The organism is Thiosulfatihalobacter marinus (assembly GCF_016019955.1).
GTDB lineage: Bacteria > Pseudomonadota > Alphaproteobacteria > Rhodobacterales > Rhodobacteraceae > Shimia > Shimia marinus_A.
The window spans coordinates 1-26,208 of sequence record NZ_JAECRZ010000011.1; the positions used below are offsets into that span (position 1 = coordinate 1).

Below are 26,208 nucleotides of genomic sequence, written 5' to 3' on the forward strand. Positions count from 1 at the left end.
CGTTTCGCCATCTCGTATCCCTCCAAAAAGTTCGGGATACACCTTAGCTAACTGTCCGGATTTCCGGGACCACTTCACGATCAGTGCTTGCTGACTTCGTGACGAGACGCCTTCCTGAACACGATAGGTGATGGATGCCGCTTGCTGGACAAATTTCTTCACCTTTCCCTCGCGCTCGATAACAAGCTCCCCGTCAACGACATCCGTTTTCAGCCCGCCGGTGGTGAATGTGCCGGCAAAAATCAATCGTTCGGCATTTTGAGCGATGTCTATGAAGCCCCCGGCCCCGGGGTTCGCCGCGCCGAATTTCGACACGTTTACAACACCCTCGGCATCAAACTCGGCAAAGCTCAAAGCCGTGAATTTGCACAATCCGCCGTCAATCGCGTCGAACTGCGTGACTCCGTCCAACAGGGCGTCGGGGTTGATATTGGCCGAAAACTGCCAGCCGGGCATTACAATGCCGCCATAGGCACCATGCTCTGTAGTGCCGGGATAGTCGTAAATACCTCCATTGGCAAAGGCACCATTCTCGGCCATCACGAGGGGCACATCCGTCGCGGCGCCGAACCCGAAGATCGACAACTCGTGCTTTCGCACCTCCGGCGCGATGCGATTGGCGATAATCCGGTCTGCCGAAAATCGCGGGGCGGACAGGGTGGAAATGTCCTTTTGCTGACCGCCGAAATAGGCCGCGTCATAGGGCACATTCGTGGTCATCATCATGTCGGGATCGACCACAACCTGATCGACAAAGACACCAGGCAGCCTGTTCTGGCTTGCTGGACGGCTACCCACAGGCACCACCCGTCGGACCTGGGCAATCACCGTGCCACCACTGGCCTTGGCCGCAAGCGCCAGCGCGATGTTTGACGTGGTCAGCGGTTCGTCTTCCCAGCTGAGGTTGCCATGTTCGTCTGCAGTCGCGGCCCGCAGGATCGCCACGTCGACGGGCCAGCTGGGGTAGAACAACAACTCTTCCCCGTCCAGTTCAATCACGCGGATCAGGTCTTCGGTTGCCTTTTCGGTGAATTTGCCCCCACCGTGACGCGGATCAGCATAAGTGCCGAGTCCGACACGGGTCATGTATCCTGGAGAGTTGCGCGCCACCTCGCGCAGCCAGTGCATCGTCGCACCAATCGGCCAGCTATAGGCCTCGATCTTGTTCTCACGGATCAGCCGCATCAACTCGGGACGTTTGCCGGTTTGTGGATCGACCGGATTGATGTAGCTGCCCGAAACGATGCGTTTCATCAACCCTTCGCGGGCCACATGATCCATTCCCTTGATGCCCATCGCGTCGCCGGTTCCGCATGGAAAATAGAAGGTCAGGTCGCGTGGTGCGGCAGTTTCGGCAAACCGGTCGCCAAGCGCTTTTAGAACCATGTCTGGCGTCACCCATCCAATCACCCCCGCACTTGCAACAGTGGCGTTTGACGGAATGGACGCGACGGCATTTTTGGCGGTGGTGATCTTGCTCATGACTTTTCCCCGAATTTTGCCAGGACAGCCTTGGCGGCGTCACTTTCGCAATCGGTCCCAAAGAGCCTGTTTGCCTCGGCATCCTGCCGCTCGGCGTCTGCGGTGCAGGTGGTCTCGAAGAAACGTTTGGTCGAGGCCACAGCGTTGCCCGGCAATGCCGCCAGTCGCGCGGCCATTTCACATGCCAGTTCAAGGGCTTCGCCGTCCGGGGCGACCATGTCAGCGATGCCAAGACGCAGTGCTTCGGCACCATCGATCTCGGTAACACCCCAGGTGATCAGGCGGGCGTTGGCCGGGCTGGTGCGGGCCAGCAGGGTTTGCAGCCCCCAGGGCGGGATCCAACCATTGCGCACTTCCGGCAGATTCCACCTTGTGCTGGCAGCGCTGATCACGACATCGCAGGAGGTCGCAAGAATAAACCCACCTCCCAAGGCATACCCCTCGACCGCCGCCACTACCGGTGTAGACAACAGGCCGATGCCCCGCGCCACCCGAGCCGTTTCGGCTTCATGATGACACATTCCGCGAATGCTCAAGCCACCCAGCTCTTTCAGATCGCTGCCGGCACAAAACGCAGGTGCGGCACCAGTCAGAACGATAGCGCGGCACGAGGGATCGCGGTCGAGATCCCCCAGCGCGACCTCAAGCGCGGCAATGCTTTCGGTGCCAAGCGCATTGCGACGTGCGGGCTTGTTGTTTGTGACAATGGCAAAGCCATCCCGGCGGTCCACCAGAATTTGGTCACTCATGATCTTTCTCAATCCAATTGGGCGTTTTCTTTGTTCAGGATCGCGCGAATGTCGGCACCATTGATGTCGCGGGGCTGTAGATTGTCCCGGGCCGCGATCACCGATGCGTGGCCAACGGCATGACCGTAGCCAAAGCATTGCGCAGTCACGCGCGCCGACGCGACGGCCTCGTGTTCGGCCGACAAGCAACGCCCGGCCACCATCAGGTTCTGTCCCGCCTGCGGTACGAAACACCCAAACGGAATCTCGTAGACATCGTTCAGCAACCATTCGACCTTGGGTTTCGTTCCGGCATGCAGTTCGATTGGCCAGGGCGAGCGCGCGATACCATCGGCGAATTTTGCACCTCTCACGACATCCGAATTCAGCAGCTTGTGCACACCCTCGACCTGTCGCGTCTGTCGCACCCCGACCTGCACGGCCATGTCGTTGACAAAGGCGTTTTCGCATCCCGTCAACTTGTCCTTGAAAAACCGCGCATACTCACGTGCCTGCCGCCGCCCCTGAATTTCTGCCTCCGAAAAATCGCGCCAGAACAGCGGATTCAACTCTCGGCCATCTTCGCCGATGATCCGGGTGCAGTTGCACAGCAGTTCATCCGGGCGGGTTGTCGGGAACAGCCAGATCTTGGCCCGTGGTAGAAGATACTCGCCGGACTCGTTGGCCTCGATGATCATCTCCGAGACGTCCGGCGGCATGATCGTATCTGTTCCGTAGGCGGCTTTGAACGCAGCCACATCGACGCCCAGCAGCCGGAAGATCATCGTCGGGTTCTGCACCCGCCCATTGTCGCCCACGAAATTCGGCAACCCGGCCATCGCCACCAGGTCGGCATCCCCCGAGGCGTCGACCGTGATCTTTGCACGAATGTCCAGCGGACCCTGCTTGGTCCAGACCTCGACACCTTCAATCGAGTCGCCATCCACTAGGACGCGCGTCGCAACCGCATGGTAGATCGTCGTGACGCCGGATTCTATCAGCAAATCGTCGGACACCTCGCGCCAGACGATCGGGTCATGCACCCGGGTAAAGGTCTTGCCGTATTGCACGGGCGCGGCAAGTCCGCCCCGAGCCTCGAGCCGCGAGATGAACTCGCCCGCAAAGCCATGCACGGCCAGTACTGGCGCGGTGGTGCGATTGTCTGTTGCCTCGTATAGACCGCAAATCGTGCCCGAGTGACCGGCCACCGCGCCGCCACCGGCAAAGCCGTGCCGCTCGACCAGCACAACGTGCAGCCCGTTGCGCGCCGCCACCGTTGCCGCCGTTACACCTGCAGCGCCGCCGCCAACCACAAACAGGTCGCAATCCAGCCGCTCTCTAGGTCTCACATCCTGTGCGGTCATAGTCGCCCCTTCTGATCACCATCTGATATATCATATGTTGATTTGACTAATATCCAATTGATATGCATCTTGTCAACAATCTCGATAGAAGCATGAAACCGGAGGCCGCCGAATGTCGCCAGACAAGGGAAGAAAGGACGCGAAAAAGATTTCGACCGACAGATCCCTAACGGATATCGCGTATGACGCCATCCAGAGAATGATTGTGACAGGCGCCCTTGGGCCCCATCAGCTGATTTCCGAAAGCGAATTGGGGCGTGAACTGGATTGTGGCCGGACACCCATCCGTGAAGCGCTCCAACGTCTTAAATTTGAAGGGTTTGTCGAGGTTCTTCCGCGTCGCGGCATTCTGGTAACAGCGGCAGATGTCAACGGACAGCTTGAGTTGCTGGAGATGCGCCGCCCTCTGGAACGGCTGGTTGTGAAACTGGCAGCGAAACGCGCCAAGCCCGACCAGCGTCAAGCAATGCGACATCTGGCAGACGAACTGGAACAGGCCATCCAGAAGAATGATATCGACCGTTACCTTGATATCAACAAGTTGATTCACCAAATCCAGGCCGAGGCAACCGGCAACCGATTCTTGAAGAGCCAGATCACCATTGTGCACAACCAGTCACGACGGTTCTGGTACTCATCCATCTCCGACACAGAGAGCTTTTCGATCGCCGCAAAGCACCATGCGGAAACACTGCGCGCCATTGCTGACGGCGATGAGGAAGACGCGATCTTGCACAATCAAGACCTGCTGGATTGCCTCGAAAAAGTGACACGGGACGCAATTACCGGGATGAGTTGACCTCGCCAAAGAGGCGTCGCGGAACCGCCGATCACGCAAAAGGGTGCTGTCAGACAGATTCGAACTAGTCTCAGCTTGGACATTGATACTGTCTTTTAATCCGCACGAAGTTGGCGCCACTCAGCAAGAGCAGCGGCACGGTTCAGCTTGAAATTTGGTCTGGAATGGAGCCTGCGTTCCGAATTGAAGAGGTTGAGAACCGAGGCGTGGACGGAGACGAATTTCTGCAAACTTCGCAATCTCCGGAAGCGCTGCATCGCCCTCTCCCTTCGTCGGAACGGGAGCTGGGAATTCTCGGCGCGATTGTTCCGCCAACGCCCGGTTTCCTGCAAATCTGCGTTTCCGATTTCCTTAAGGGCGGCCCCGTAAGAGCGTAGTTTGTCTGTCACAATCGTTTTCGGGCGGCCATACTTACGCATTGATTTCTTGAGGAATTTCAATGCAGCCTTCTTATCACGGGTCTTCGTGACAAAGCTTTCCAGCACTTCTCCTTCGTGGTCAACGGCCCGCCACAGTTAGTGCCGGTCGCCGTTGATCTTCACAAACATCTCATCCAGGTGCCACTTCCAATTCGAGTGGTCCCTCATTGATAGAGCCCGCCTCTTGCGAATATCGGACGCGAATTGAGGTCCAAACCTCTGCCACCAAAAGCGGACGGACTCATAGCTGACGTCGATCCCTCGCTCATGCAACAGGTCTTCGACGTTCTTGAGCGAAAGAGGAAACCGGACATACATCATCACCGCCAAGCGGATAATCTCGGGTGAGGTTCGAAAGTAGCGGAACGGCGATTTCTTTGTCATGGGGCGACGTTACGAAACCACCTTAGCCTCCTCAAGCGCCATCCCTCTAACAAGCCCCTCACCGGCAAAAATGGGTCTCTGAGACTTCTGAGATTGTCCCGGGAGTTACCGAGGTACGGTGCGTCTCAATGAAAAACACACAGCCGTAACCGACGGGAAACACGCCACTATTCAAAGCCAATTCTGCAGGGAAAACCGAGACAGGGATCGGTGGCGGAGGAGGAGGGATTCGAACCCCCGGAGGGCGTTAACCCTCAACGGTTTTCAAGACCGCCGCATTCGACCGCTCTGCCACTCCTCCGGCATCGGTATCACTAATCGGGCGCTTGTATCGGCGCAAGGCTTTGCGGGGTGATTTTTTGCCGATTCCCAAGGCTGGACTTTCAATGCCTTCGCCATGAAGGTAAACTCTGCGCAGCAATTGGGGAGACCTGTCGCCATGATCCTTGGCGGGCGGGCTTGCGGCAACGACCGCGGACAGGCAAAGGGCGTAGAATGAGCATTGATTTTCAACCGTTTCGCAAGCGCGGCCACGGTGTTTTGCCGCTGGCGGCTCTGGTGGCTCTGCTCGCCATTGCGGGCTGCACGGAAGGCGAAGACTTTGCCCTGTTCAAGAAGCCGGTGGATACGGGAACGGCGTCAAGCGCCGGGCAAACAACAAAGCTGGTCGAGCGCGACGTTGAAGCTCCGGACGTTTTTTCCGCAACCGAAGCGGGCCTTTGGGACGGTCGCCCTTCGCTTGGTGGTGTTTGGGCGGCGCATCCTGACGTATCGGATCCCGAGCGGGTCATCATCCGCAATCAGGCCAACGGCAAATTCGTGATCGGGGCCCTGTTCCGGCGCGAGCGGGAGATCCCCGGGCCGCGTATTCAGGTATCCTCGGACGCCGCCGAGGCGTTGGGAATGCTGGCCGGACAACCCGTGGAGCTGAACATCACGGCGCTGCGGCGCGAAGAGGTGCCGCAGGAAGCGCCGCCAAATCCCGAGGAAGCCGGATCCGCGGCAACCGAGGCGGTTGAAGAATCGCCATTGGCACCGATCGCCGCGGCCACTGCCGCGATTGCCGCGGCCGAGGCGAAGGAAGCCAAGCCTGCGTCGGCGGCCGCGCAATCCGAGGTGGCGCCCACGCCACAGTCCAGCTCTCTTGATAAGCCCTATGTTCAGATCGGAATTTTTTCTGTCCAGGCCAATGCCAGCAACGCCGCGGAACAGATGCGGACCGCTGGATTGACGCCACTGATCAAGAAAACCACTTCTGGATCAAAGACGTTCTGGCGGGTGCTGGTTGGGCCAGCTTCGGGCAGGTCGGAATTGAACACAATGATCAAGAAAGTGCATGGCACAGGCTTTACCGATGCCTATGCCGTGACCAACTGACGGAGAAAACGCATGTTCCGGTCCGCCGTCCACAGATCACGTCTTGTGGTACTCGCGCTGTTGTTACTGTTGCCTGTCACCGCCGCTGTCGCGTTCGAAACGCGCGCCGGCGCGGCCTTTGTCATTGATCAGCAGACCGGCACAGTCCTGATGGCCAAGAATGCCGATGAGCCTCTTCCACCCGCGTCGATGTCCAAGCTCATGACTTTGTACATGGCATTCGAGGCTATCCGCGACGGCCGGCTGTCTACCGAAGAGCGGCTGCCTGTCTCGCAGAAGGCGATGAGCTATGGCGGCTCTACCATGTTTTTGGACACGACAGACCGTGTGCGAGTGATAGACCTGTTGCGCGGGATCATCGTGCTTTCGGGGAATGATGCCTGTGCGGTCATTGCCGAAGCGCTAAGCCCGGACGGCACGGAGGCGGGGTTTGCGCGGCTCATGACACGGCGCGCCCGGCAACTGGGGATGACGAACTCCACCTTCGTCAATTCCAACGGATGGCCGGCGCCCGGCCAGCGTATGTCAATGCGTGATCTGGCCCTGCTGGCCAACCGGCTGATCGTCGATTTCCCGGAATTTTATCCAATGTTCGCGGAAACGACCTTTGAGTTTGATGGTCGCGCGCCGCAGAACACCCAGAACCGCAACCCGCTGTTGAGGCTGAACATCGGCGCTGATGGCCTCAAGACCGGACATACGCAGGAGGCGGGGTATGGGCTGGTCGGTTCTGCCGTGCAGGACGGGCGCCGTGTGATTTTCGCGATTTCCGGGATGGAAACGGCCAAGGACCGGGCCGAGATCAGCGAGCAGATCGTCAATTGGGCGTTCCGCCAGTTTTCCGAAAGCACGCTGGCGCGACAGGGCGAACGCGTGGCCGATGCCGAAGTGTGGATGGGCAAGCAGCCGCGCGTGGGTCTGGTGCCTGCCGAGGATGTAACGGTTTTGCTGCCGGTGCTGGCGCAAAACAAGGTCAAGGCGGAAGTGGTTTACAATGGACCGGTGCAGGCACCCGTTGAAAAGGGGCAGGAACTGGCCCAGTTGATTCTGATGCCGGAGGAATTGCCCGAAATCCGCATACCGCTTGTTGCTGAGAACGCGGTGCCCGAAGGTGGCTTTGCGGTCAGGATGCGCACGGCGACATCTGTCTTGATGAAGCAATTCGGCCGAACGCCAGTGGGCGCGTTGTAGCCTGTATGTCTGCTTTCATCACCTTCGAGGGAATTGACGGATCTGGAAAATCCACACAGGCCGGATTGCTGGCCGACACTTTGCGCGACACGGGGCGGGACGTGGTTCTGACGCGCGAGCCTGGTGGCAGTCCGGGTGCCGAGGAGATACGGTCTCTGGTGTTGGAGGGCGATCCCGACAGGTGGTCGGCCGAAACGGAAATTCTGCTGTTTACCGCTGCCAGGCGCGATCATCTGGAACGCACTATCCTTCCGGCCCTTGCGCAGGGCAAGGTGGTGATTTGCGATCGGTTCGCGGATTCCACGCGCATGTATCAGGGGCTGTCGCGCGGCGACCTTCGAGGGATCGTTGATCAGCTTCATCACCTCATGATCGGGCGCGAACCCGACCTGACCCTGCTGATCGACATGGACCCGGCCATTGGATTATCCCGCGCCAAGGCGCGCCAGACTTCCGAGGAAAGGTTCGAGGATTTCGGGCAGGCGCTTCAGGACCAGATGCGCCGGGGCTTTCTGGAACTGGCGAACGAGTTCCCGTCGCGTATTCGGGTGGTCGACGGCGCGCGGAACACCCAGGATGTGGCACGTGATGTCAGCCGCATTGCATTGGAGTATCTGGCGTGAGCGACACGGCCGCCCCGGAACCGGATTGCGTGCAAGGGGCGCCGCATCCGCGTCAAACCAGACTCCTCTACGGGCAGCAGGACGCCGAGAAAGAATTCCTTGATGCTTTTGTGACCGGGCGGTTGCATCACGGCTGGATATTGACTGGCCCGATCGGGGTGGGCAAGGCGACGTTGGCCTGGCGCATCGCACGCTTTTTGCGCGCCACCCAGGAACCGGAATCTGGCGGCGGCCTGTTCGCTCCGCCGCCCCCGCCCACATCGCTTGATATTCCCGAGGACCATCCCGTGGTGGCGCGCACCCGTGCGCTTACGGAGACCGGGCTTTACCTTGTGCGTCGGGGGGGCAAGGGCGATCGTGAAGAAAAGCGCAGGGAAAACTTTCTACTCGGCGAATTTTCGGAGGTTATTCGCATCGAAGAGGTGCGGGGGCTTGCCAACTTTCTACACATGTCCAACACCGAAGGCGGTCGGCGGGTGGTTATTGTGGATTGTGCCGACGATATGAATGCCCAGGCTGCCAACGGCCTGTTGAAGATGCTCGAAGAGCCTCCGGCGCGCACGACATTGTTGTTGATCTCGCATCAGCCGTCGCGGCTGTTGTCGACCATCCGGTCTCGGTGTCGCGCGTTGCGCCTGAAGCCGCTTTCAGTTGAAAACATGCACTCTGCCTTGCAGCAAACCGGGCTGGATGTGGTTGAAACCCCGGCGCTTGCGGAATTGTCGGCGGGATCGGTGGGCGAAGCGATACGGCTGGTTCGCCTGGGCGGGTTGGAAATGTACGAGCGGCTTGTTGCAATGTTCGCAACGCTTCCTGTGCTGGATCGGCAGCGCGCGCTGAAACTGGCGGAGTTGGCGGCGCAACGGGGCGGCGGAGAACGGTTCGAGCTTTTACTGACGCTGATCGACGTTTTCGTGACCCGGGCGGCCCGCACCGGAGCCACCGGTCGCCCCCCCACAGTTGAAGCGGCGCCCGGTGAAATTGACTTGCTGGCCCGATTGGCCCCTGATGCCCGCGCCGCCCGCACCTGGGCGGTGGCCGCACAGGAAATCACCGATCGCAGCCGCCACGGCAAGGCGGTGAACCTTGACCCTGCCGCGCTGGTGCTGGATACGGTTTTCAAGATCAAGAAAACCGCCACCGTGTGAGCACATGACCGACTTGCCAGAAATCACCGATAGTCATTGCCATCTGGACTTTCCGGATTTCCAGGGTGCAATCGACGACATCGTTGCACGTGCGGCGCAATCGGGCGTGACGCGGATGGTGACGATTTGCACGCGTCTTCGGCTGGAACCGTCGGTGCGCGCCATTGCAGAGGCACATGCGCCGGTATTTTATGCCGCCGGAACCCATCCGATGAGCGCCGCCGAGGAACCTTTGGCCAGTGTGGACGAGTTGGTTGCCATGGCGCAACACCCCAAGTTTGTGGGTATTGGCGAATCCGGGCTGGATTACCATTACACGGCCCAAAGCAAAGACATCCAGCAGACTTCCCTGCGCGTACACGTTTCTGCGGCGCGGGAAACCGGTTTGCCGCTGATCATACACAGCCGGGACGCGGATGAGGACATGGCCCGAATCCTGACCGAAGAATACGGCAAGGGGGCTTATACCTGCGTCATGCATTGTTACAGTTCGGGGGCGGAACTGGCCCGTCGGATGCTGGATCTTGGGTTTTACCTGTCGATGTCGGGTATCGCCGCGTTTCCGCGATCGCAAGAGGTGCGCGATATCTTCGCCGCCGCGCCCGTGGATCGCATCCTGGTGGAAACCGATGCGCCGTATCTTGCGCCGCCACCCTATCGCGGCAAACGGAATGAACCGGCCTATGTGGAAAAAACGGCGCGGGTCGGCGCCGAACTGTTTGGCATGGACTACGCGGATTTCGCGGCACACACGCAGGCGAATTTCGACCGGCTGTTTGGCAAGGCGCGGCGATGGGCCGAGGCGGCATGAGCGGGCAACTGACATTCACGATCCTGGGCTGTGGCAGTTCTGGCGGAGTGCCGCGTTTGGGTGGGCATTGGGGTGATTGTGATCCCGGGAACCCGAGGAATCGCCGCCGCCGATGCTCGATGCTGATCGAGCGCATAACGGGTGCCGGCACGACGACCGTGTTGATCGACACATCTCCAGACATGCGTGCACAACTGCTGGATGCCGGTGTGGGCCGTCTGGATGCCGTCGTGTACACCCATTCCCACGCCGACCATGTACATGGCATAGACGATCTGCGCATGATCGTGTTCAATATGCGCCAGCGCCTGCCGGTCTGGGCCGATGGCCCGACACAGGAGGCGCTGTATTCGCGGTTTGGCTATGCCTTTGTTCAGCCCGAGGGATCTCCGTATCCGCCGATTCTGGACATGCATACGATCAAGGGGGACGTGACGATTTCCGGTGCAGGTGGTGACATTATCCTGAAACCCATCAAGGTGAATCACGGCAGCATTGATGCGCTGGCGTTTCGTGTGGGCGGGCTGGTCTATATGCCGGATGTGGCCGACATCTACGACGATGCGTGGCGCGAGCTTCGCGATATGGACTGCTTTGTGGTCGATACCCTACGCCGGACGCCGCATCCGACCCACAGCCATTTCGAGAATACGCTTGAGTGGATCGAACGTGCAGCGCCGCGACGCGCGGTGCTTACCAACATGCATATCGATCTGGATTACGCCATTGTCGATGCCCAAACCCCTTCTCACGTCAGCCCGGCCTATGATGGGATGCAGATCGTTTACGACATCTAGGCCGGTCCGGTGCAAACGCTGATCTCTGTCATTCTGCCGGTCTTTGTCCTGATCGGGTTCGGATATGTTGCCGTTTGGCGTGGGTACTTCACGGCAAGCAATGTCGACGGGCTGATGCGCTATGCCACCAGCTTTGCGGTGCCGGTCCTGCTTTTTCGGGCGATCTCGGGGCTGGACCTGGCGGTGGAATACGATCTGCCGATGATGGCCAGTTTCTACGCCGGCGCGACAGCAAGCTTTCTTGCGGGGATGTTCGGTGCAAGGTGGCTGTTCGGCCGGGATTGGGAAGATTCTGTCGCGATCGGGTTCACCGGGCTGTTTTCCAACTCGCTTCTGTTGGGGCTGGCGATTACCGAAAGAGCCTTTGGCGCCGAGGCGCTTGCCGGCAATTTTGCGATCGTGTCGATCCATGCGCCGTTTTGTTATGGGCTCGGGATCACTGTGATGGAGGTGGTACGCGCGCGGGGCAAGAGCCGGTTGGCCATCGTGCCGACCGTGTTGCGCGCGGTGTTTTCCAATGCGCTGATCCTGGGAATCGGTTTGGGGTTCGCGGTCAATCTGACGCAGCTAACCTTGCCGGCGCCGGTGTCCGTTGCGGTTGATCTGATGGCCGAGTCCGCGTTGCCCGCCGCATTGTTCGCGATGGGGGGGGTGTTGTTCCGGTATCGCCCCGAGGGCGACATACGGGTGATCCTTTATTGTTGCGCGGTGTCGCTTGCCTTGCACCCGGCGATCACATGGTCCCTGGCGCGCCTTTGGCAGGTGGACACGGACGGGTTCCGTTCGGCGGTGCTGACGGCCACGATGGCGCCCGGGGTCAATGCTTATCTGTTCGCGAGTATGTATGGCCGCGCGCAGCGTGTGGCGGCGTCCACTGTTCTGATCGCAACAGGTGCTTCGGTGATTACCGTTTGGCTGTGGCTTTTCGCGATTCCGTGAATTGCGGGCACCGGGCCCATGCGCCATGATTCAGCCACCTGACCGGAGTAGTCCCATGCCCATTGAACCGATCCGCGTTGACATTGTCTCGGATGTCGTTTGCCCGTGGTGTATCATCGGGTACCGTCAGCTTGTCATGGCAAGCAAGGAAACCGGCGTGCCGATTGTTACTTTCTGGCACCCGTTCGAATTGAATCCCGACATGCCCCGGAAAGGTGAACTCCTTTCGGAACATATTGCCCGAAAATACGGCAGTACGCCTGAGCAATCGGCCGCGGCCCGAGCCCGGCTGGTGGAATTGGGTGCCGAGTTGGGGATTGCATTCGCATTTTCGCCGGAGAGCCGGATTTACAATACGTTTCAGGCGCACCAATTGTTGCATTGGGCGGCGCAGGCAGGCCGCGCGCAGGATCTGAAGCTGGCGCTGTTCGAAAGCTATTTCGCGCGCGCCCAGGACATCTCCGATCCCGAAATCCTGATCGCGACGGCGGCACTTGTGGGGTTGAATGGCCAAGACGCGCGGGCGGTTCTGGCCGAGAGCCGCTTTGGCGAAACGGTTCGCGAAAAAGAGGCTTTCTGGACATCGCGAGGTGTCAGCGGGGTGCCGACCATGCTGTTTGATGCCCGGATTGCAACGTCTGGCGCGCAGGGGGTCGACACATTTTCCACTCTCCTTCTTCGCCTGGCGCGCGAGCCGCGCGAGGTTGCCGTCTGACGCAGCGGGCGGCGTTGCGACATCGCAACTGACGGGTGCAAGTTTGCACTGGCTGCGTGGCTGGGCGTGTGCCTTGCAAACTTTCGGGCCGGGGCAGGCTGAACCCGTCGGTTCCTGCGCGAAAGTATTGCCCAATTCGACAGCATCAAGACCAGCTCGCCAGAGCTTGCGGCGCCGCAATGCGGCCGGTTTCCGCTTTTTTTCTGTAATGTCGGGACAAAGCAGATAGGCTGGATGCGAAATGGCAGGTTGATCGGCACCATGGATACAGCAGGACCATTTGACGAAATGTGGGGTACGGACGGGCAATTGTGCCCGCCCTATCGGGGGTTTTACGATTGGTTTGATGGTGAAGACCTGACCCGCCTTCGAAAAAAGCAGCGTGACGCCGACGATTTGTTCCGATTGACCGGAATTACGTTCAACGTTTACGGAAAAGCCGAGGCCGAAGAACGTCTGATTCCGTTCGACATCATCCCGAGAATCATCTCCGGTGGTGAATGGCATCGGCTATCGCGTGGCATCGAGCAGCGTGTGCGCGCGATCAATGCCTTTTTGCATGATATCTATCACAATCAGGAAATCATTCGCGCCGGGCGTATCCCCGAAGAGATGATCAGCCGCAATGCCGCGTTTCTGCCGCATATGATTGGAGTCAAGCCGCCGGGCGGCGTTTATACGCATATTGTGGGCATCGACCTGGTGCGCACGGGCCCGGGAGAGTTTTTTGTTCTGGAGGACAACGCGCGTACCCCATCGGGGGTGAGTTATATGCTGGAAAATCGGGAAACCATGTTGCAGATGTTTCCCGAGTTGTTCTCTCGAAACCGGGTGCAGCCGGTGCAGAACTATCCGACAGACCTGCGCCGGTCGCTGGCGGCCAGCGCGCCGCCGGCATGTACCGGCACACCCGTCGTCGCGGTTCTGACACCCGGCATATACAACTCCGCCTATTTCGAGCACGCGTTCCTGGCCGACAAGATGGGTGTGGAACTGGTCGAAGGAAATGACCTGCGTGTTGTGGATGGGCGGATTGCGATGCGGACAACGCGGGGCTACACACCGATTGACGTGCTGTACAGACGTGTCGATGACGATTTCCTGGACCCGCTTAATTTCAACCCCGAGAGCAGCCTGGGTGTGCCTGGCATTATGGATGTCTATCGGGCTGGCGGCATCACGATCGCCAACGCGCCCGGCACCGGAATTGCCGATGACAAGGCAATCTACAGCTATATGCCGGAGATTGTCGAATTCTATACAGGCGAACGCCCGTTGCTGCCCAATGTGGAAACCTGGCGCTGTTCCGAGCCGGAATCTCTGGCTTATGTTCTGGACAATCTTCATGAACTGGTGGTGAAAGAGGTCCACGGATCAGGCGGCTACGGCATGTTGATCGGCCCGACAGCCACCAAAAAGGATATCGCAGCGTTCCGACGCAAGCTGATTGCCCGCCCGTCCAACTATATCGCGCAGCCCACACTCAGCCTTTCGACCGTCCCGGTCTTTTCCCGCGCCGGGCTGAGCCCACGTCACGTGGATTTGCGGCCCTTTGTCCTGGTCGGCCCGGATAAGATCCATGTCACGCCAGGCGGTTTGACGCGGGTGGCCCTGAAAAAGGGATCTTTGGTGGTGAATTCGTCCCAGGGCGGCGGGACCAAGGACACCTGGGTATTGGAGGACTGACGCCATGCTTGGGAAAACTGCCAATGGTCTGTTCTGGATGTCGCGCTATCTGGAGCGTGCGGAAAACACTGCCCGCCTGATCGAAACCGGCCAAAGGATCGCGCTGACGCGGCTTGGCAGCGGCGATGAGGAGTGGACCTCGATCATGAAGACGGCCGGGGTGCTTTCCGGATTCATGGAGATATATGACGAGGTGACTCAGGACGCCGCGGTAGATTGGATGATGCGCGATCATGGCAACCCTTCCTCCATTCAGTCTTGTATTCTGGGCGCACGACAAAATGCGCGCATGGTACGGGCGGCGATCACCGGTGAAACCTGGGAAGCGATCAACGCGACCTATATGTCGACAAAGAGCATTCTGGGGCGCAGGGTCAGTGAACGGGATTTGCCGACCGTGTTGAGTGCCATTCGCCAGCATACCGCGCTGGTGCGTGGAATGGTGCATGGCACGATGTTGCGAAATGACATCTACGATTTCTTGCGCGTTGGCACGTTTCTGGAGCGTGCGGACAATACAGCGCGTATTCTGGATGTGAAATACTATGTCCTGCTGCCATCGGTCAGCGCCGTTGGCAGCTCTATCGACAACGTGCAATGGGAAATCATCCTTCGTTCGGTTTCCGCGCGTGGCGGGTTTCGCATGGAATACGGAGCCGAGGGAGGACCGCAGGAAATCGCCGATTTCCTGATCCTGAACCGGCGGATGCCGCGCAGCCTTGCATTTTGTGTCGGCAAGATGCGGTCCAATCTGGCGTATCTCAATGCTGATCTGGAAGCACCGTCTGACTCGCAGAAGTTGGTCGCGGAATTGAACGATCTGTATCTTTCGCAGGATATCTCGGCGGTGTTCGAATTCGGCCTGCACGAATTCATCCAGAAAATGCTGTCACTTATCGCCGGTATTGCCGGTCAGGTCGAAAAGGATTTTCGGTTTTATGAGTAACCCATGCGCCTGAGCGTTCATCACACAACGCGCTATTTCTTCGATCAGCCTGTTAGATATGGCGTGCAGCAATTGAGAAAGACGCCGAAAAACGCGCGACATCAACATGTCGTGGAGTGGCGCACCTCGATCGTGGGGGGGCGCAAGGAGGCCACGTTCGAAGACCATCATCACAACCTGACCGAACTGATCAGTATCGACCCCGATATCCAGACCCTGGAATTGGTTTCGCAAGGAACCGTGGAAATGAAGGAAACCCACGGGATCGTGGGGCCGCATCGTGGGCCGGCTCCGCTGTGGCTTTATGCGCAGGCCACGCGCCGCACAGAGGCGGGCAGTGGCGTTCGGGATTTTTTGTCTGAAATCGACGGGAATATTTCGCTGGATAATCTTCACCGGCTTTCCGCCAGGATCGGATCGGAGATCCGATACGAGTTGGGTGGATCCTATCCGGACTGGACAGCGGAAGACGCGATCAAGGCCGGTCGCGGTGTGTGCCAGGACCATTCCCATGTCTTTATTGCCTGCGCCCGAAAGCTGGGTCTACCGGCGCGATATGTCTCTGGATACCTGATGCTGGATGACCGAACGACGCAGAATGCAATGCACGCCTGGGCCGAGGCCCATATCGATGGGCTGGGCTGGGTTGGATTCGATGTCTCCAACGGAATATCCCCGGATTCCAGGTATGTGCGTGTCGCAACTGGACTGGACTATTCCGATGCCGCGCCTGTATCTGGCACACGGGTCGGAGGCGCAGGCGAATCGCTTGAGGTCCAGATAGAAGTGGCCCAGCAATGAGGCGTTGATGACATATTGCGTTGGAATGATGCTGGAAGCCGGGTTGATCTTTATGTCGGACACCCGCACGAATGCCGGACTCGACAATATTTCGACCTTCAAGAAGATGAGCGTCTGGGAGACACCCGGAGAGCGCGTTATCACGCTCTTGTCCTCGGGCAATCTTGCGACGACGCAGGCCGTTGTCAGCTTGCTGGATGAGCGCCTGAAGTCGCCAGAGGACAGAGACCCGACGTTGTTGGGCGCACCGTCGATGTTCCAGGCCGCCAACCTGGTGGCCGATACGCTAAGAGAGGTGATTGGCCGCCATGCCCAATCGGGCCAGCGGGCGGACAGTGCCTTTGAAGCCACGCTGATTCTGGGCGGGCAGATAAAGGGCGGGCCGCCGCGTTTGTTTTTGATCTACCCAGAGGGCAATTTCATAGAGGCCAGTTCGGACACGCCGTTTTTTCAAGTCGGCGAAACGAAATATGGCCGTCCGATTCTTGTGCGGGCCTATGATTCCGCGATGTCATTCGAGGCGGCGATGAAACTGCTTCTCGTCAGTTTTGACTCGACCGTGAAGGCCAATCTGTCGGTTGGTGCACCGTTCGATTTTCATTTCTTTCGGACGGATTCTCTGAAGGTTGGCCATGTCGGACGTATCGAACAGGATGACGCCTATCTTCAGGCCATTGCCCAGGATTGGGGAGATGCGCTCAGAAATGCATTGGAGGGTATGCCGGATTTCACGCTGCCCGCGACCTGACCACAACCGTTAATCCGGGCACCCACCATGGGTGTGTTCCCGGAGGTCGCAGTGAAGGGCAGACAGCTGTGGTGATTTGGACAGAGCCACGCACCCGTGCCCCAGCCACGATCCGGGCCCTTTGTAGGGTCGTCCGATTGAGCGGCTCAGCCTGTGCCCGCCTCGGCGGTGATGGCTGTTTCCACAATCGTCAGGGCTGTTTCCAGATCCCGTGAAGAGATGGTCATTGGTGGTGAAAGCGTCAGAACGTTGCCCGCGCTGATCTTGAAGCTGAGCCCGTCGTTCAGGCATCGATAATATATCCGTTCGGCGGTGGCGAAATCGGGCTCTTTCGTGATCCCGTCTTGCACGATCTCGATGCCGAACATCAGGCCGCGCCCGCGAATATCTCCGATCAGGGGGCAGGTTTGCGCGAAGGCGCGCAGCCGATCCATCGACCGCGCCCCAAGCTGCGCCGCGCGTTCAATCAGGCCTTCCGTTTCGATAACGTCCAGTGTCGCCAACGCGGCGGCGGCTGTCACCGGGTTCTTTTCATGGGTGTAGTGGCCAATGGCGAAATCACCGCAAATATCCAGATCCGCCCGTGCGATCACCGCCGCGATTGGCAGGATACCACCGCCCAGTGCTTTGCCCAGGGTAACGATATCCGGGACGATCCCGTCATGTTCGAACGCAAACATCCTGCCGGTTTTCCCAAGACCGGTTGGAATTTCGTCAAGGATCAACAGTGTTCCATGCTTGTCACAGGCCGCCCGGACCGCCTTCCAGAACCCCGGTGGCGGTACGTAAGGCACCGCGCGCATCGGCTCGGCGATAACGGCGGCCACGTCGCCTTCGCGCCCCAGAACGTAATCCACCATGTTCGCGCAGGCCAGCGCGCAGCTTTCCGGACCGGCGTGACCATAGGGACAGCGATAGCAGGTGAATGGGGCGACATGTTCGGTTCCCGGCAGAAGGGGGCCGGCGATGTGACTGCGGAATGTCGCTTCGCCGCCAACCGAGGCCGCGCCGAACCCGGCGCCGTGAAAGGACTCCCAGAATGACAGCGTCTTGAACCGTCCCGTCGCCGCGCGGGCGATCTTGAGAGCGACCTCGTTGGCGTCCGATCCGCCGGTTGTGAACAGAACCTTGGACAGGTTGTCCGGCGCAATGGCCGCCAGTTTTTCGGCCAGTTGCACGGCGGGTTCGTTGGTAAACCGGCGTGGCGCAAAAGGCAGGGCATCCAGCTGCGCCTTGATCGCGGTGATCACACGGGGGTGGCCATAGCCGATATGGTGGACCGAGTTGCCATGGAAATCCATGTAGCGCCGCCCGTCCAGATCCTCGATCCAGATCCCTTCGGCCCGTACAATCGTGGATAGGCAGGGGCTGGAGAGGCTTTGATGCAGGAATGCGTTTGCGTCCCGTTCCAGCAAAGGCGCAGAGACCGGACCGATCCGATCCCGCGCCCATTTTTGCCGCTCTGGCGAGGTATTGGATTCACCCTCGGTATGCGCGATATCCCGCGTCATTCCGGCCAGGGCAGCGAATAGGTTTTGACGTTCGTGAAAAATTTCATCGCTTCGATCACACCTTCCTTGACGCCATTGCCGCTGTCCTTGATGCCGCCGAACGGGGACATTTCGATCCGGTAGCCGGGTTGCTCCCAGATATTGCAGGTGCCGACATTCAGCCCGTTGATAAAGGCGATGGCCCGGTTGAGATCGTTTGTGCACACCCCCGAGGACAGGCCGAATTCCGTCGCGTTCGAGATTGCCATGACCCGCGCGTCATCGTCGGGAACCCGCACGATCGGGATGATCGGGCCAAAGGTTTCTTCCATCACCAACGCGCTGTCATACGGAACCTTGTCGACAACGATCGGGGGCAGCAAGGCGCCCTGGCGCCCCGGGTGATACAGGATTTCGGCCCCCTGTTGCGCCGCTTGCAGAACGCGGTCTTCAAACAGCGCGGCGGCCTGTTCGTGGATCACACAGCCCAGTTCGGTGTCGGGGTCCAACGGATCGCCGAAGCGGATCCTGCGCGCCTTTTCCAGAACCAGCGGCACAAATCTTTCGGCCACGCTTTCCTGCACCAGAATACGCTTGATCGCCGTACAACGCTGGCCGGAATTGCCTGTCGCCCCGGCCACGGCGATGGCGGCGGCCTTGTCCAGATCGTCATCGCCCAGATCGTTCAGCACGATCAGCGGGTCATTGCCGCCCAGTTCCAGCGCGGTTCGCTTGTAGCCTGCCTTGGCCGCAATCATCTTTCCGACAGGCACACCGCCGGTGAAAGTGATGATGTCGATATTGTCGTTGACGATCATCTCGTCGCCGATATCCCCGGGCCAGCCGGTGACCACCTGGAACATTTCCGGCGGCAATCCGGCCTCGTACAGGATGTCGGCCAGCGCCAGGGCGGTCAGCGGGGTCAGTTCGGTAGGTTTGCAGACCATGCAGTTGTTGGTGGCGATGGCGGGAGCGATCTTGTGGCTGACCATGTTCAGCGGATGATTGAACGGGGTGATCGCGCTGATGGCGCGGACCGGTTCGCGCTTGGTGAAGATCTTGCGCGCCTTGCCGTTATGCGTCAGATCGCAGGAAAAAATCTCGCCATCGTCCTTCAGTGCCTGGGCGGCCGCGAACTGATACACATCCTGGGCACGCTTGGTCTCGTATATCGCGTGCTGGTGGCAAATACCCAGTTCCAACACCAGCCACCTGGCCAGATAATCACGTTTTTCCCCGATCAGCTCTCCGGTGCGTTGCAGGATCTGGCTGCGCTCGTACCGTGTAAGGCGGGGGTGATAATTCGCGGCGATTTCAAAGGCTTTTCGCGCGTGTTCGGCTGTGCCGGCGGGAACGGTGCCAACCAGTTCGCCGGTATAGGGATAGTGAACCGGCACGGTGTTTTCGGCAAACACGACCTTGCCACCGATACGCATACCTTCGTTTCGAATTTGGAGTTGCGCCATTGCCTTGTCCCGCATCCTAAAGTGCCGCCGCCATTGTGGCGTAGAAAAACGCATCGAAATTGCGCAGCACCGGAGCGTCGGGCAGGTCAAGTGCCTTGTTGACGATGAAGGGCACTTCCTGTTCTGTCAGCCCCCCATGGCTGCGCAGGGGTTCCTTGAGCGCGGCGAGATCGTGGCGATGCTCGGACGTGCCGATACAGATATTTTCGCCCGAGACCATCACGATATCCCCGATCCGGTCGCCCGGCAGTTCGAAGCGACGGATCGCGTCTTCCCTGGGGATGACCAGCATCATGCCCTCCAATGCGCGCAGCCGGGTGATGATGTCGTCGCGGTCTGCCCCTTCGGGCAGATAGGCCGTCGCGAAAGACCCCAGCGCGCCGTGGTGCACCACGTAAGGATCGGTAATCGGCAGGATCACCCGGCCCGCATCCTTGCCCAGCCACGTATCCAGAAGATCCTGCGCGTAGATCACATTGGGCGTGCCATCGGCGTGATGTTTCGGCTTCATGCCATGGTCCGCAGTGACCACAATGGCCGCGCCAAGCGCATCAAGCTGCGCCAGATAGCGATCGAACATGGCATAAAAATCCAGCGCGCCCTGTTCGTGGGGGGCGAATTTGTGCTGAATGTAGTCGGTTGTCGACAGGTACATCACGTCGGGCTTGAATTCGTTCAGCAGCTTGACGCCGGCTGCGAACACGAACTCGCTCAGCTCTGCCGAATACACTTCGGGCACGTCCATGCCCAACCATGCGCTGGCATTGTCGATGCCGTGCTTATCCCTTGTTGTCTCGCCCGCGCGTTCCGAGGAAAACGCCACCGCGCGATCTTCGTCGAATTTCAGGCCCGCCCCCAGCAAGGCTCTCAGCTTGTCCTTGGCCGTCACCACCGCCACGCGGGCACCGGCCTGATAAAACTGCGAAAACAAGGTTGGCGCGCGCAGAAAGCGCACGTCATTCATCATCACCTCTTCGCCGCTGTCCGGATCGATCAGATAGTTGCCGCAAATGCCGTGAACGCTTGGCGGGCGCCCGGTTGCGATCGACAGGTTGTTGGGGTTGGTAAAGCTGGGGATGACGGAATGGGCCAGCCGGTCTGTTCCGGTTTCGCGCATGTGCTTGAGCGTGGGCATCAGCCCCTTGGCGATGGCCACATCCAGATATTCCGGCTCGCAACCGTCCAGACAGATCGCGACCGCAGGCACTTTGGGAAACGGATATGCGCGGTCGTTGGCCGTGACCGGGGCTTGGATGTTCATAGGGGATTTCCTTTGTCAGTCATTTCAGGCGGCCAGCTTGCCGCGTTCTTTCAGGGCTTCGGGCGAGGGCGCCGCCGATTCAACCCCCATATCGTCCAGTGCGCGACGGGCCGCCCGGACCACCTGCCGCATGACATGTTCGTCCATTTGCCCGATACAGCCAATCCGAAAGCTGTCGGCGACGGTCAACTTGCCGGGATAGATGATAAAGCCCTGCTGTTTCATCAGCGCGTAGAAGCGATCAAAGCCGAATTGGGGATCGGCCGGGCAGAAAAACGTCACGATGATCGGGCTGAGCCAACGGTCTTTCAGAAGCGTTTCAAAGCCAAGCCCGCGCATCCCGTCCACCAGCACATCGCGATTGCGCGCATAGCGGGCACCGCGCGCGGCCACGCCGCCTTCGGCCTCGTGCGCCTTCAGGGCGGCGGCGAATGCCGCAACCACATGCGTCGGCGGGGTAAACCGCCATTGGCCGGTGCGCTGCATATGCGCCCACTGATCATGCACATCCAGGCAAAGCGAGTGGCTGTTGCCCTCTGCCCGGATCAGCGCCTCTTTTCGCGCAAGCACAAACCCGAAGCCCGGCACGCCCTCGATGCATTTGTTGGCCGATGACACCATTGCCTCGCATTGAACGCTGTCCGGGTTCAGCGCAACGGCGCCGAATGCCGACATCGAATCGATCAGAAGCGTCCTGCCTTCGCCCTGTACGGCCCGTGAAATTTCCTCGATCGGGTTGAGAATGCCCGAGCTTGTTTCGCAATGCACGGCGAACACATGGGTGATGGCCGGATCGTCGCGCAGAATCCGGGTCACTTCATCGGCACGCGGGGGAAAGTAATCGCCCTTGTTCAGAACCACGTGATCCCGCCGCAGATATTGCAGTGTCCTGGCTGCGCGAAGCCCATAGGCGCCATTGGCCAATACAAGAACCTTACCGGTGTCCGGGACAAAAGAGCCAAGCATCGCCTCAACCGCAAACGATCCCGACCCCTGTATCGGAACGCAGTCGTACGCCTCGTTCCCGCGCCCCAGCATCGCGACGAGGCGGCTGCGGATGTCCTGGGTCATCTGCCGGAAATCGCCGTCCCAGCTGCCCCAGTCGCGCAACATGGCCTGCTTGGTTTCAAATGAGGTAGTCAGGGGGCCTGGCGTGAGCAAATAGGGCTCGCCCAGATGAGGGGGCGGTAGTGCCTGCATCGAAAATCTCCTGATCGACAGGACTGTTGTCGCAGAAAATCAATGGATATATGAAATTGAAAAAAGTGTCGGTAGTATAGGCCAGATTTATATAAGGGCGGAATGCCATGAACCACACGCAAATACGTGCGTTTCACGCCGTTGCGATGCTGGGCAGTTTCTCGAAAGCCGCGGAGAAGCTGCTGCTGACCCAGCCAGCCATTTCCGAACAGGTCAGGCGGCTTGAACAGGAAAACGACATGTTGCTGTTTCAAAGAAGCCGCAAGGGCGCGCAGCTAACGCCGGATGGCGCAAGCCTGTTTCACCTGACCAAACGGTATTTCGCCATCGAGGATGAAATCGACGACTGCCTGAAGGAATGGAATGCGCGTTTGGCTGGTCATCTTCGGCTTGTGGCCGATTCCGCGCAGCATGTTACCGATCTGGTCTGTCGCTTTCGGGCGCGGTATCCTTCGGTCAGGATCACGATCCGGTCGGGAAATACACAGACCGTTTTCAATGAGTTGCGCGCCTACAACGCAGAGATCGGCGTGGTTGGCAGCCCACCCCAGGCCAGAGAAATGGTCGCTCTGAACATCGGAGCTTCGCCCATCATTGCCTTTGCACATCGTGATTTCCTTTCCGAGGCAAGAAGCGGCATGACCCTGGCGGAACTTGCGCAATACCCGCTTGTCCTGCGAGAGGACGGTTCCAAGACCCGCCAGCATATCCTGGACGGAGCACGGCAATCAGGGGTCAGGATCGCACCGGCCTTCGAGGTGGAGGGGCGCGAAGCGGTCCGGTCGATAGTACTTTCGGGCGGGGGCATCGGGTTTGTGTCCGAGGCGGAATTTGGCCCCGACGAACGTCTGGCGCCCATTCAAATCCTGGATTTGAAAGCCCGAATGCCCGAATCAATCGTTCATCTGTCCCAGCGCGGCGACGTGCGCCTGATCCGAACCTTCATGGACTTTGCCGTTGCCTCCACAAGGCAGGAGGGCACAGGCTGAACCGGCATTGGGAATGCGTGTCCCCCCAAAAGTAACGTATGTTCAAAGTGTTGCCGCCAAACGGGTGCCCTGATCGATGGCACGCTTGGCGTCCAGTTCGGCGGCCACGTCGGCGCCACCGATCACATGGCACGTGATACCGTTCGCCTCCAATGCGTCCGCCAGGGACCGGTCCGGAATCTGACCGGCGCAGATCACGACATTGTCGACCTCGATGACCTGCGGGTTCTCGCGCGCCTCTCCAAACGAGATATGCAGCCCCGCGTCGTCGATCTTTTCATAGTTCACCCCACCCAGCATCTGCACGTCCTTCATCCTGAGCGCCGCCCGGTGGATCCAGCCTGTCGTCTTGCCAAGCCCCTTGCCAAGCGCCTTGGCCTTGCGCTGTAACAGCGTGACCTGACGCGCCGGGGGATGCGGTTGCGGGCCTTGCGGCGCAAGACCGCCGGGGGTTTGTTCGGGGTCTCCGACGCCCCATTCCTTCATCCATTCGGGCAGGTTCTCGGTCAGGCTCTGGCCTTCGTGCACAAGAAATTCGGCAACATCAAAGCCAATGCCCCCCGCGCCGATCACGGCGACGCGATTGCCCACGGGCCTCTTCTCACGCAGGACATCCAGATAAGACAGAACCTCGGGGCGATCATCGCCGGGGATGCCGGGGTCGCGCGGCAGGATGCCGGTGGACACGATCACCTCATCAAACCCGGTAAGATCCTCGGCGCCGACCCCGGTGTTCAGTTTCACGGTGACGCCTTCGGCGGCGACCATGGCTTCGTACCACTCCACGAGGCCCCGGAATTCTTCCTTGCCGGGGATCTGCTTGGCCACGTTCAACTGACCGCCCAGCTTGTCGGCGCGGTCGAACAGGGTCACGTCATGACCGCGCCGGGCGGCGGTAATGGCCGCCGCAAGCCCGGCAGGCCCGGCCCCGACGACAGCGATTTTCTTTGTCGTTTCAGCCGGTTCGAGAACCAATTCAGTCTCATGACAGGCGCGTGGATTCACAAGACATGACGTCAGCTTGCCCGAGAAAGTATGATCCAGACAAGCTTGGTTGCAGCCGATGCACGGCGCGATGAGGGCGGCCTGGCCGGCGGCCGCCTTGGCCACGAAATCGGCATCCGCAAGAAACGGACGCGCCATGGACACCATGTCGGCACAGCCCTCGGCCAGCACATTTTCAGCCACATCCGGCATATTGATCCGGTTCGACGTGATCACCGGGATCCCCACCTTGCCCATCAGCTTTTTCGTGACCCAGGCGAAGGCGCGGCGCGGTACACTTGTCGCGATTGTCGGGATGCGCGCCTCGTGCCAGCCGATTCCGGTATTCAGAATGGTGGCCCCCGCCTTTTCAACGGCTTGCGCCAACATGACCACCTCTTCATGGGTCGAGCCATTGGGGATCAGGTCGATCATAGACAGGCGATAGATGATGATGAAATCCTCACCCACCGCCTCTCGGCAGCGGCGCACCACCTCGACGGGCAATCGCATCCGGTTCTCATACGACCCGCCCCAGCGATCGGTGCGCTTGTTGGTGTGGGTGACCAGGAACTGGTTCAGGAAATAGCCTTCCGATCCCATGATCTCGACACCGTCATACCCGGCCTCACGGGCCCGGACCGTGGCCGTGACAAAATCCCGTATCTGCTTTTCGATGCCGTCTTCGTCCAACGCCTTGGGCGGAAAGGGAGAGATCGGAGATTTGACAGGCGAGGCCGAGACACATTCCGGCCCATAAGCGTATCGCCCCGCATGAAGGATCTGCATGGCGATCTTGCCACCTGCATCATGCACGCGGTCGGTGACGATCCGGTGGTTGGCGATGTCCTGATCATTGAAAAGCCCCGCCGCACCGGGAAACACACCGCCCTCTTTCGAAGGTGCCATACCGCCGGTAACGATCAACGCTACCCCGCCCCGGGCCCGTTCGCCATAGAATTCCGCAACCCGGTTCCAGTCCCGGGTCTCTTCCAGGCCGGTATGCATCGAGCCCATCAACACGCGGTTCTTCAGGGTGGTAAAACCCAGGTCCAGCGGCGCCAGAAGGTGGGGATATTGGGTCATCAGAGCCTCCTCGAATTTGCCTCACCAAAACGTAAACCCCCGCGCCTGTCACGCGGGACGCCGCGTCATGGCCGCACCCACCGCGCGGTGCCGTTGCGTCGGATCCGGCGACTCACGGTTAATGGCCTTGCCCTGCTGCAAATCCGGCATCGGTATCGCGTCGGTTTCGCGGCGGTATCGATCCGCCAGATCGCACGGTGAACACACCGCCCGATGCGTCAACGCTCCGTCACGGACCCAGAACCGCGCCCGGCCTTCTTTTGGCCGGAAATATCCCGGGGGAGTCGCCCCTTGGGCGACGGGGGCAGCGCCCCCCCAGGCTCAGCTCGGCTGAGCCGCCGAAAGCCGCCCAGCCTGGCGCCGGCCCAACAGGCGCCGCCCGGGCGCTACATGGTTTCCACGCAATGGCGGCGGAAGGCGCGCTTGAGCATGTCCAGCTCGGCGCGCAAAAGATCGATCTCTGCGCGGATATCATCGGCCAGCGCCTCGCCGGCGATGAAGGTGATCGTGTCCAGCCGCTCGCCCGAGGCGCGGTCGCTGATGACAAGCGTCTGCACCCCGTCATTCAGGCTTTCGGACGGGATCGGGATGCGCAGCGCCCAGCCATCGCTGTCGTCATGCGGCGCGACCGCGACATCGGGCACCGGTTTCTGCCGATAGGTGACATCGACCACCGGTTCCGGCCCGCTGCCGCCCTCGTAGCGCAGCACGCCCTCCCAGGCGCCTTCGAACAGCCGGGTCTTGGTCAGGGTCAGTTGGCTCATGGTCCGTATC

General features: G+C 59.8%; 23 protein-coding genes, 1 tRNA gene and 1 pseudogene. 14 read left to right on the forward strand and 11 right to left on the reverse strand.

Going from position 1 to position 26,208, the window contains the following annotated elements; translation table 11 throughout:
* From I3253_RS14940 to I3253_RS14950, 3 genes are all read right to left on the reverse strand, one after another.
* Nucleotides 1-1,482, reverse strand: a 1,482-nt coding sequence (locus I3253_RS14940) for a CoA-transferase (RefSeq protein WP_197918686.1), incomplete at its 3' end; no start/stop codon positions are given.
* Nucleotides 1,479-2,231: an enoyl-CoA hydratase/isomerase family protein gene (locus tag I3253_RS14945; RefSeq protein WP_197918687.1), complete on the reverse strand. Its 753-nt coding sequence runs from the start codon at nucleotides 2,229-2,231 to the stop codon at nucleotides 1,479-1,481. The genes I3253_RS14940 and I3253_RS14945, both read right to left, overlap by 4 nt.
* 8 nt (nucleotides 2,232-2,239) lie before the next feature.
* Complete coding sequence (locus tag I3253_RS14950; protein WP_197918688.1) at nucleotides 2,240-3,574, reverse strand: FAD-dependent oxidoreductase; 1,335 nt, start codon at nucleotides 3,572-3,574, stop codon at nucleotides 2,240-2,242.
* Between the two features lie 112 nt (nucleotides 3,575-3,686).
* Between I3253_RS14950 and I3253_RS14955 the strand changes: the two genes are divergently transcribed.
* Entirely contained in the window at nucleotides 3,687-4,373 is a 687-nt protein-coding gene (locus I3253_RS14955; protein WP_197918689.1) for a GntR family transcriptional regulator, read from the forward strand.
* Between the two features lie 95 nt (nucleotides 4,374-4,468).
* On the opposite strand, the pseudogene I3253_RS14960 reads toward I3253_RS14955, so the two are convergent.
* Both I3253_RS14960 and I3253_RS14965 read right to left on the reverse strand, forming a co-directional pair.
* Nucleotides 4,469-5,176 (reverse strand): annotated as a pseudogene (locus I3253_RS14960) (IS6 family transposase).
* A 211-nt stretch (nucleotides 5,177-5,387) separates the two neighbouring features.
* A tRNA-Ser gene (locus I3253_RS14965) sits at nucleotides 5,388-5,477 on the reverse strand.
* Nucleotides 5,478-5,671: 194 nt separating this feature from the next.
* Here I3253_RS14965 and I3253_RS14970 point away from each other — a divergent pair.
* From I3253_RS14970 to I3253_RS15025, 12 genes are all read left to right on the forward strand, one after another.
* A complete protein-coding gene (locus I3253_RS14970) occupies nucleotides 5,672-6,553 on the forward strand; it encodes an SPOR domain-containing protein (protein WP_197918690.1) in 882 nt (293 codons plus the stop codon).
* Between the two features lie 12 nt (nucleotides 6,554-6,565).
* Nucleotides 6,566-7,744, forward strand: a complete 1,179-nt coding sequence (locus I3253_RS14975; protein ID WP_197918691.1) for a D-alanyl-D-alanine carboxypeptidase family protein — start codon at nucleotides 6,566-6,568, stop codon at nucleotides 7,742-7,744.
* Nucleotides 7,745-7,749: 5 nt separating this feature from the next.
* Complete coding sequence (gene tmk / locus I3253_RS14980) at nucleotides 7,750-8,367, forward strand: dTMP kinase (protein ID WP_197918692.1); 618 nt, start codon at nucleotides 7,750-7,752, stop codon at nucleotides 8,365-8,367.
* Entirely contained in the window at nucleotides 8,364-9,515 is a 1,152-nt protein-coding gene (locus I3253_RS14985) for a DNA polymerase III subunit delta' (protein ID WP_197918693.1), read from the forward strand. Before tmk ends, I3253_RS14985 begins: the two co-directional genes overlap by 4 nt.
* Nucleotides 9,516-9,519: 4 nt before the next feature.
* Nucleotides 9,520-10,326: a TatD family hydrolase gene (locus tag I3253_RS14990; protein ID WP_197918694.1), complete on the forward strand. Its 807-nt coding sequence runs from the start codon at nucleotides 9,520-9,522 to the stop codon at nucleotides 10,324-10,326.
* Nucleotides 10,323-11,123, forward strand: a complete 801-nt coding sequence (locus I3253_RS14995; RefSeq protein ID WP_197918695.1) for an MBL fold metallo-hydrolase — start codon at nucleotides 10,323-10,325, stop codon at nucleotides 11,121-11,123. The genes I3253_RS14990 and I3253_RS14995 overlap by 4 nt, the downstream gene beginning before the upstream one ends.
* A 9-nt stretch (nucleotides 11,124-11,132) precedes the next feature.
* Complete coding sequence (locus I3253_RS15000) at nucleotides 11,133-12,062, forward strand: AEC family transporter (RefSeq protein ID WP_197918696.1); 930 nt, start codon at nucleotides 11,133-11,135, stop codon at nucleotides 12,060-12,062.
* A gap of 55 nt (nucleotides 12,063-12,117) precedes the next feature.
* On the forward strand, nucleotides 12,118-12,777 hold the full coding sequence (locus tag I3253_RS15005) for a DsbA family oxidoreductase (protein ID WP_197918697.1): 660 nt from the start codon (nucleotides 12,118-12,120) through the stop codon (nucleotides 12,775-12,777).
* Between the two features lie 261 nt (nucleotides 12,778-13,038).
* Nucleotides 13,039-14,463 (forward strand): circularly permuted type 2 ATP-grasp protein, encoded by a 1,425-nt coding sequence (locus I3253_RS15010; RefSeq protein ID WP_197918698.1) that lies wholly within the window; start codon nucleotides 13,039-13,041, stop codon nucleotides 14,461-14,463.
* 4 nt (nucleotides 14,464-14,467) lie between these two features.
* Nucleotides 14,468-15,409: an alpha-E domain-containing protein gene (locus tag I3253_RS15015; RefSeq protein WP_197918699.1), complete on the forward strand. Its 942-nt coding sequence runs from the start codon at nucleotides 14,468-14,470 to the stop codon at nucleotides 15,407-15,409.
* A 3-nt stretch (nucleotides 15,410-15,412) separates the two neighbouring features.
* Complete coding sequence (locus tag I3253_RS15020) at nucleotides 15,413-16,210, forward strand: transglutaminase family protein (protein WP_197918700.1); 798 nt, start codon at nucleotides 15,413-15,415, stop codon at nucleotides 16,208-16,210.
* Nucleotides 16,211-16,217: 7 nt separating this feature from the next.
* Complete coding sequence (locus I3253_RS15025) at nucleotides 16,218-16,958, forward strand: proteasome-type protease (RefSeq protein WP_197918701.1); 741 nt, start codon at nucleotides 16,218-16,220, stop codon at nucleotides 16,956-16,958.
* A gap of 146 nt (nucleotides 16,959-17,104) precedes the next feature.
* On the opposite strand, the gene pbfA is transcribed toward I3253_RS15025, so the two are convergent.
* The 4 genes from pbfA to I3253_RS15045 are packed head-to-tail and all read right to left on the reverse strand — an operon-like array spanning nucleotide 17,105 to nucleotide 22,375.
* Nucleotides 17,105-18,469, reverse strand: a complete 1,365-nt coding sequence (gene pbfA / locus I3253_RS15030) for a (R)-1-hydroxy-2-aminoethylphosphonate ammonia-lyase (protein WP_232237089.1) — start codon at nucleotides 18,467-18,469, stop codon at nucleotides 17,105-17,107.
* Nucleotides 18,466-19,914, reverse strand: a complete 1,449-nt coding sequence (gene phnY, locus I3253_RS15035; protein WP_197918702.1) for a phosphonoacetaldehyde dehydrogenase — start codon at nucleotides 19,912-19,914, stop codon at nucleotides 18,466-18,468. The genes pbfA and phnY overlap by 4 nt, the downstream gene beginning before the upstream one ends.
* Before the next feature lie 16 nt (nucleotides 19,915-19,930).
* Nucleotides 19,931-21,175, reverse strand: coding sequence for a phosphonoacetate hydrolase (phnA, locus tag I3253_RS15040; protein ID WP_197918703.1), 1,245 nt, complete (start codon nucleotides 21,173-21,175; stop codon nucleotides 19,931-19,933).
* A 24-nt stretch (nucleotides 21,176-21,199) separates the two neighbouring features.
* Nucleotides 21,200-22,375: a 2-aminoethylphosphonate--pyruvate transaminase gene (locus I3253_RS15045; RefSeq protein WP_197918704.1), complete on the reverse strand. Its 1,176-nt coding sequence runs from the start codon at nucleotides 22,373-22,375 to the stop codon at nucleotides 21,200-21,202.
* A gap of 107 nt (nucleotides 22,376-22,482) precedes the next feature.
* On the opposite strand from I3253_RS15045, the gene I3253_RS15050 reads away from it, so the two are divergent.
* A complete protein-coding gene (locus I3253_RS15050; protein ID WP_197918705.1) occupies nucleotides 22,483-23,364 on the forward strand; it encodes a LysR substrate-binding domain-containing protein in 882 nt (293 codons plus the stop codon).
* Nucleotides 23,365-23,406: 42 nt separating this feature from the next.
* Here I3253_RS15050 and I3253_RS15055 read toward each other — a convergent pair whose 3' ends face one another.
* Nucleotides 23,407-25,434: an NADPH-dependent 2,4-dienoyl-CoA reductase gene (locus tag I3253_RS15055; RefSeq protein WP_197918706.1), complete on the reverse strand. Its 2,028-nt coding sequence runs from the start codon at nucleotides 25,432-25,434 to the stop codon at nucleotides 23,407-23,409.
* Between the two features lie 386 nt (nucleotides 25,435-25,820).
* Nucleotides 25,821-26,198, reverse strand: a complete 378-nt coding sequence (locus I3253_RS15060; protein WP_197918707.1) for a hypothetical protein — start codon at nucleotides 26,196-26,198, stop codon at nucleotides 25,821-25,823.
* Between the last annotated feature and the right edge of the window lie 10 nt (nucleotides 26,199-26,208).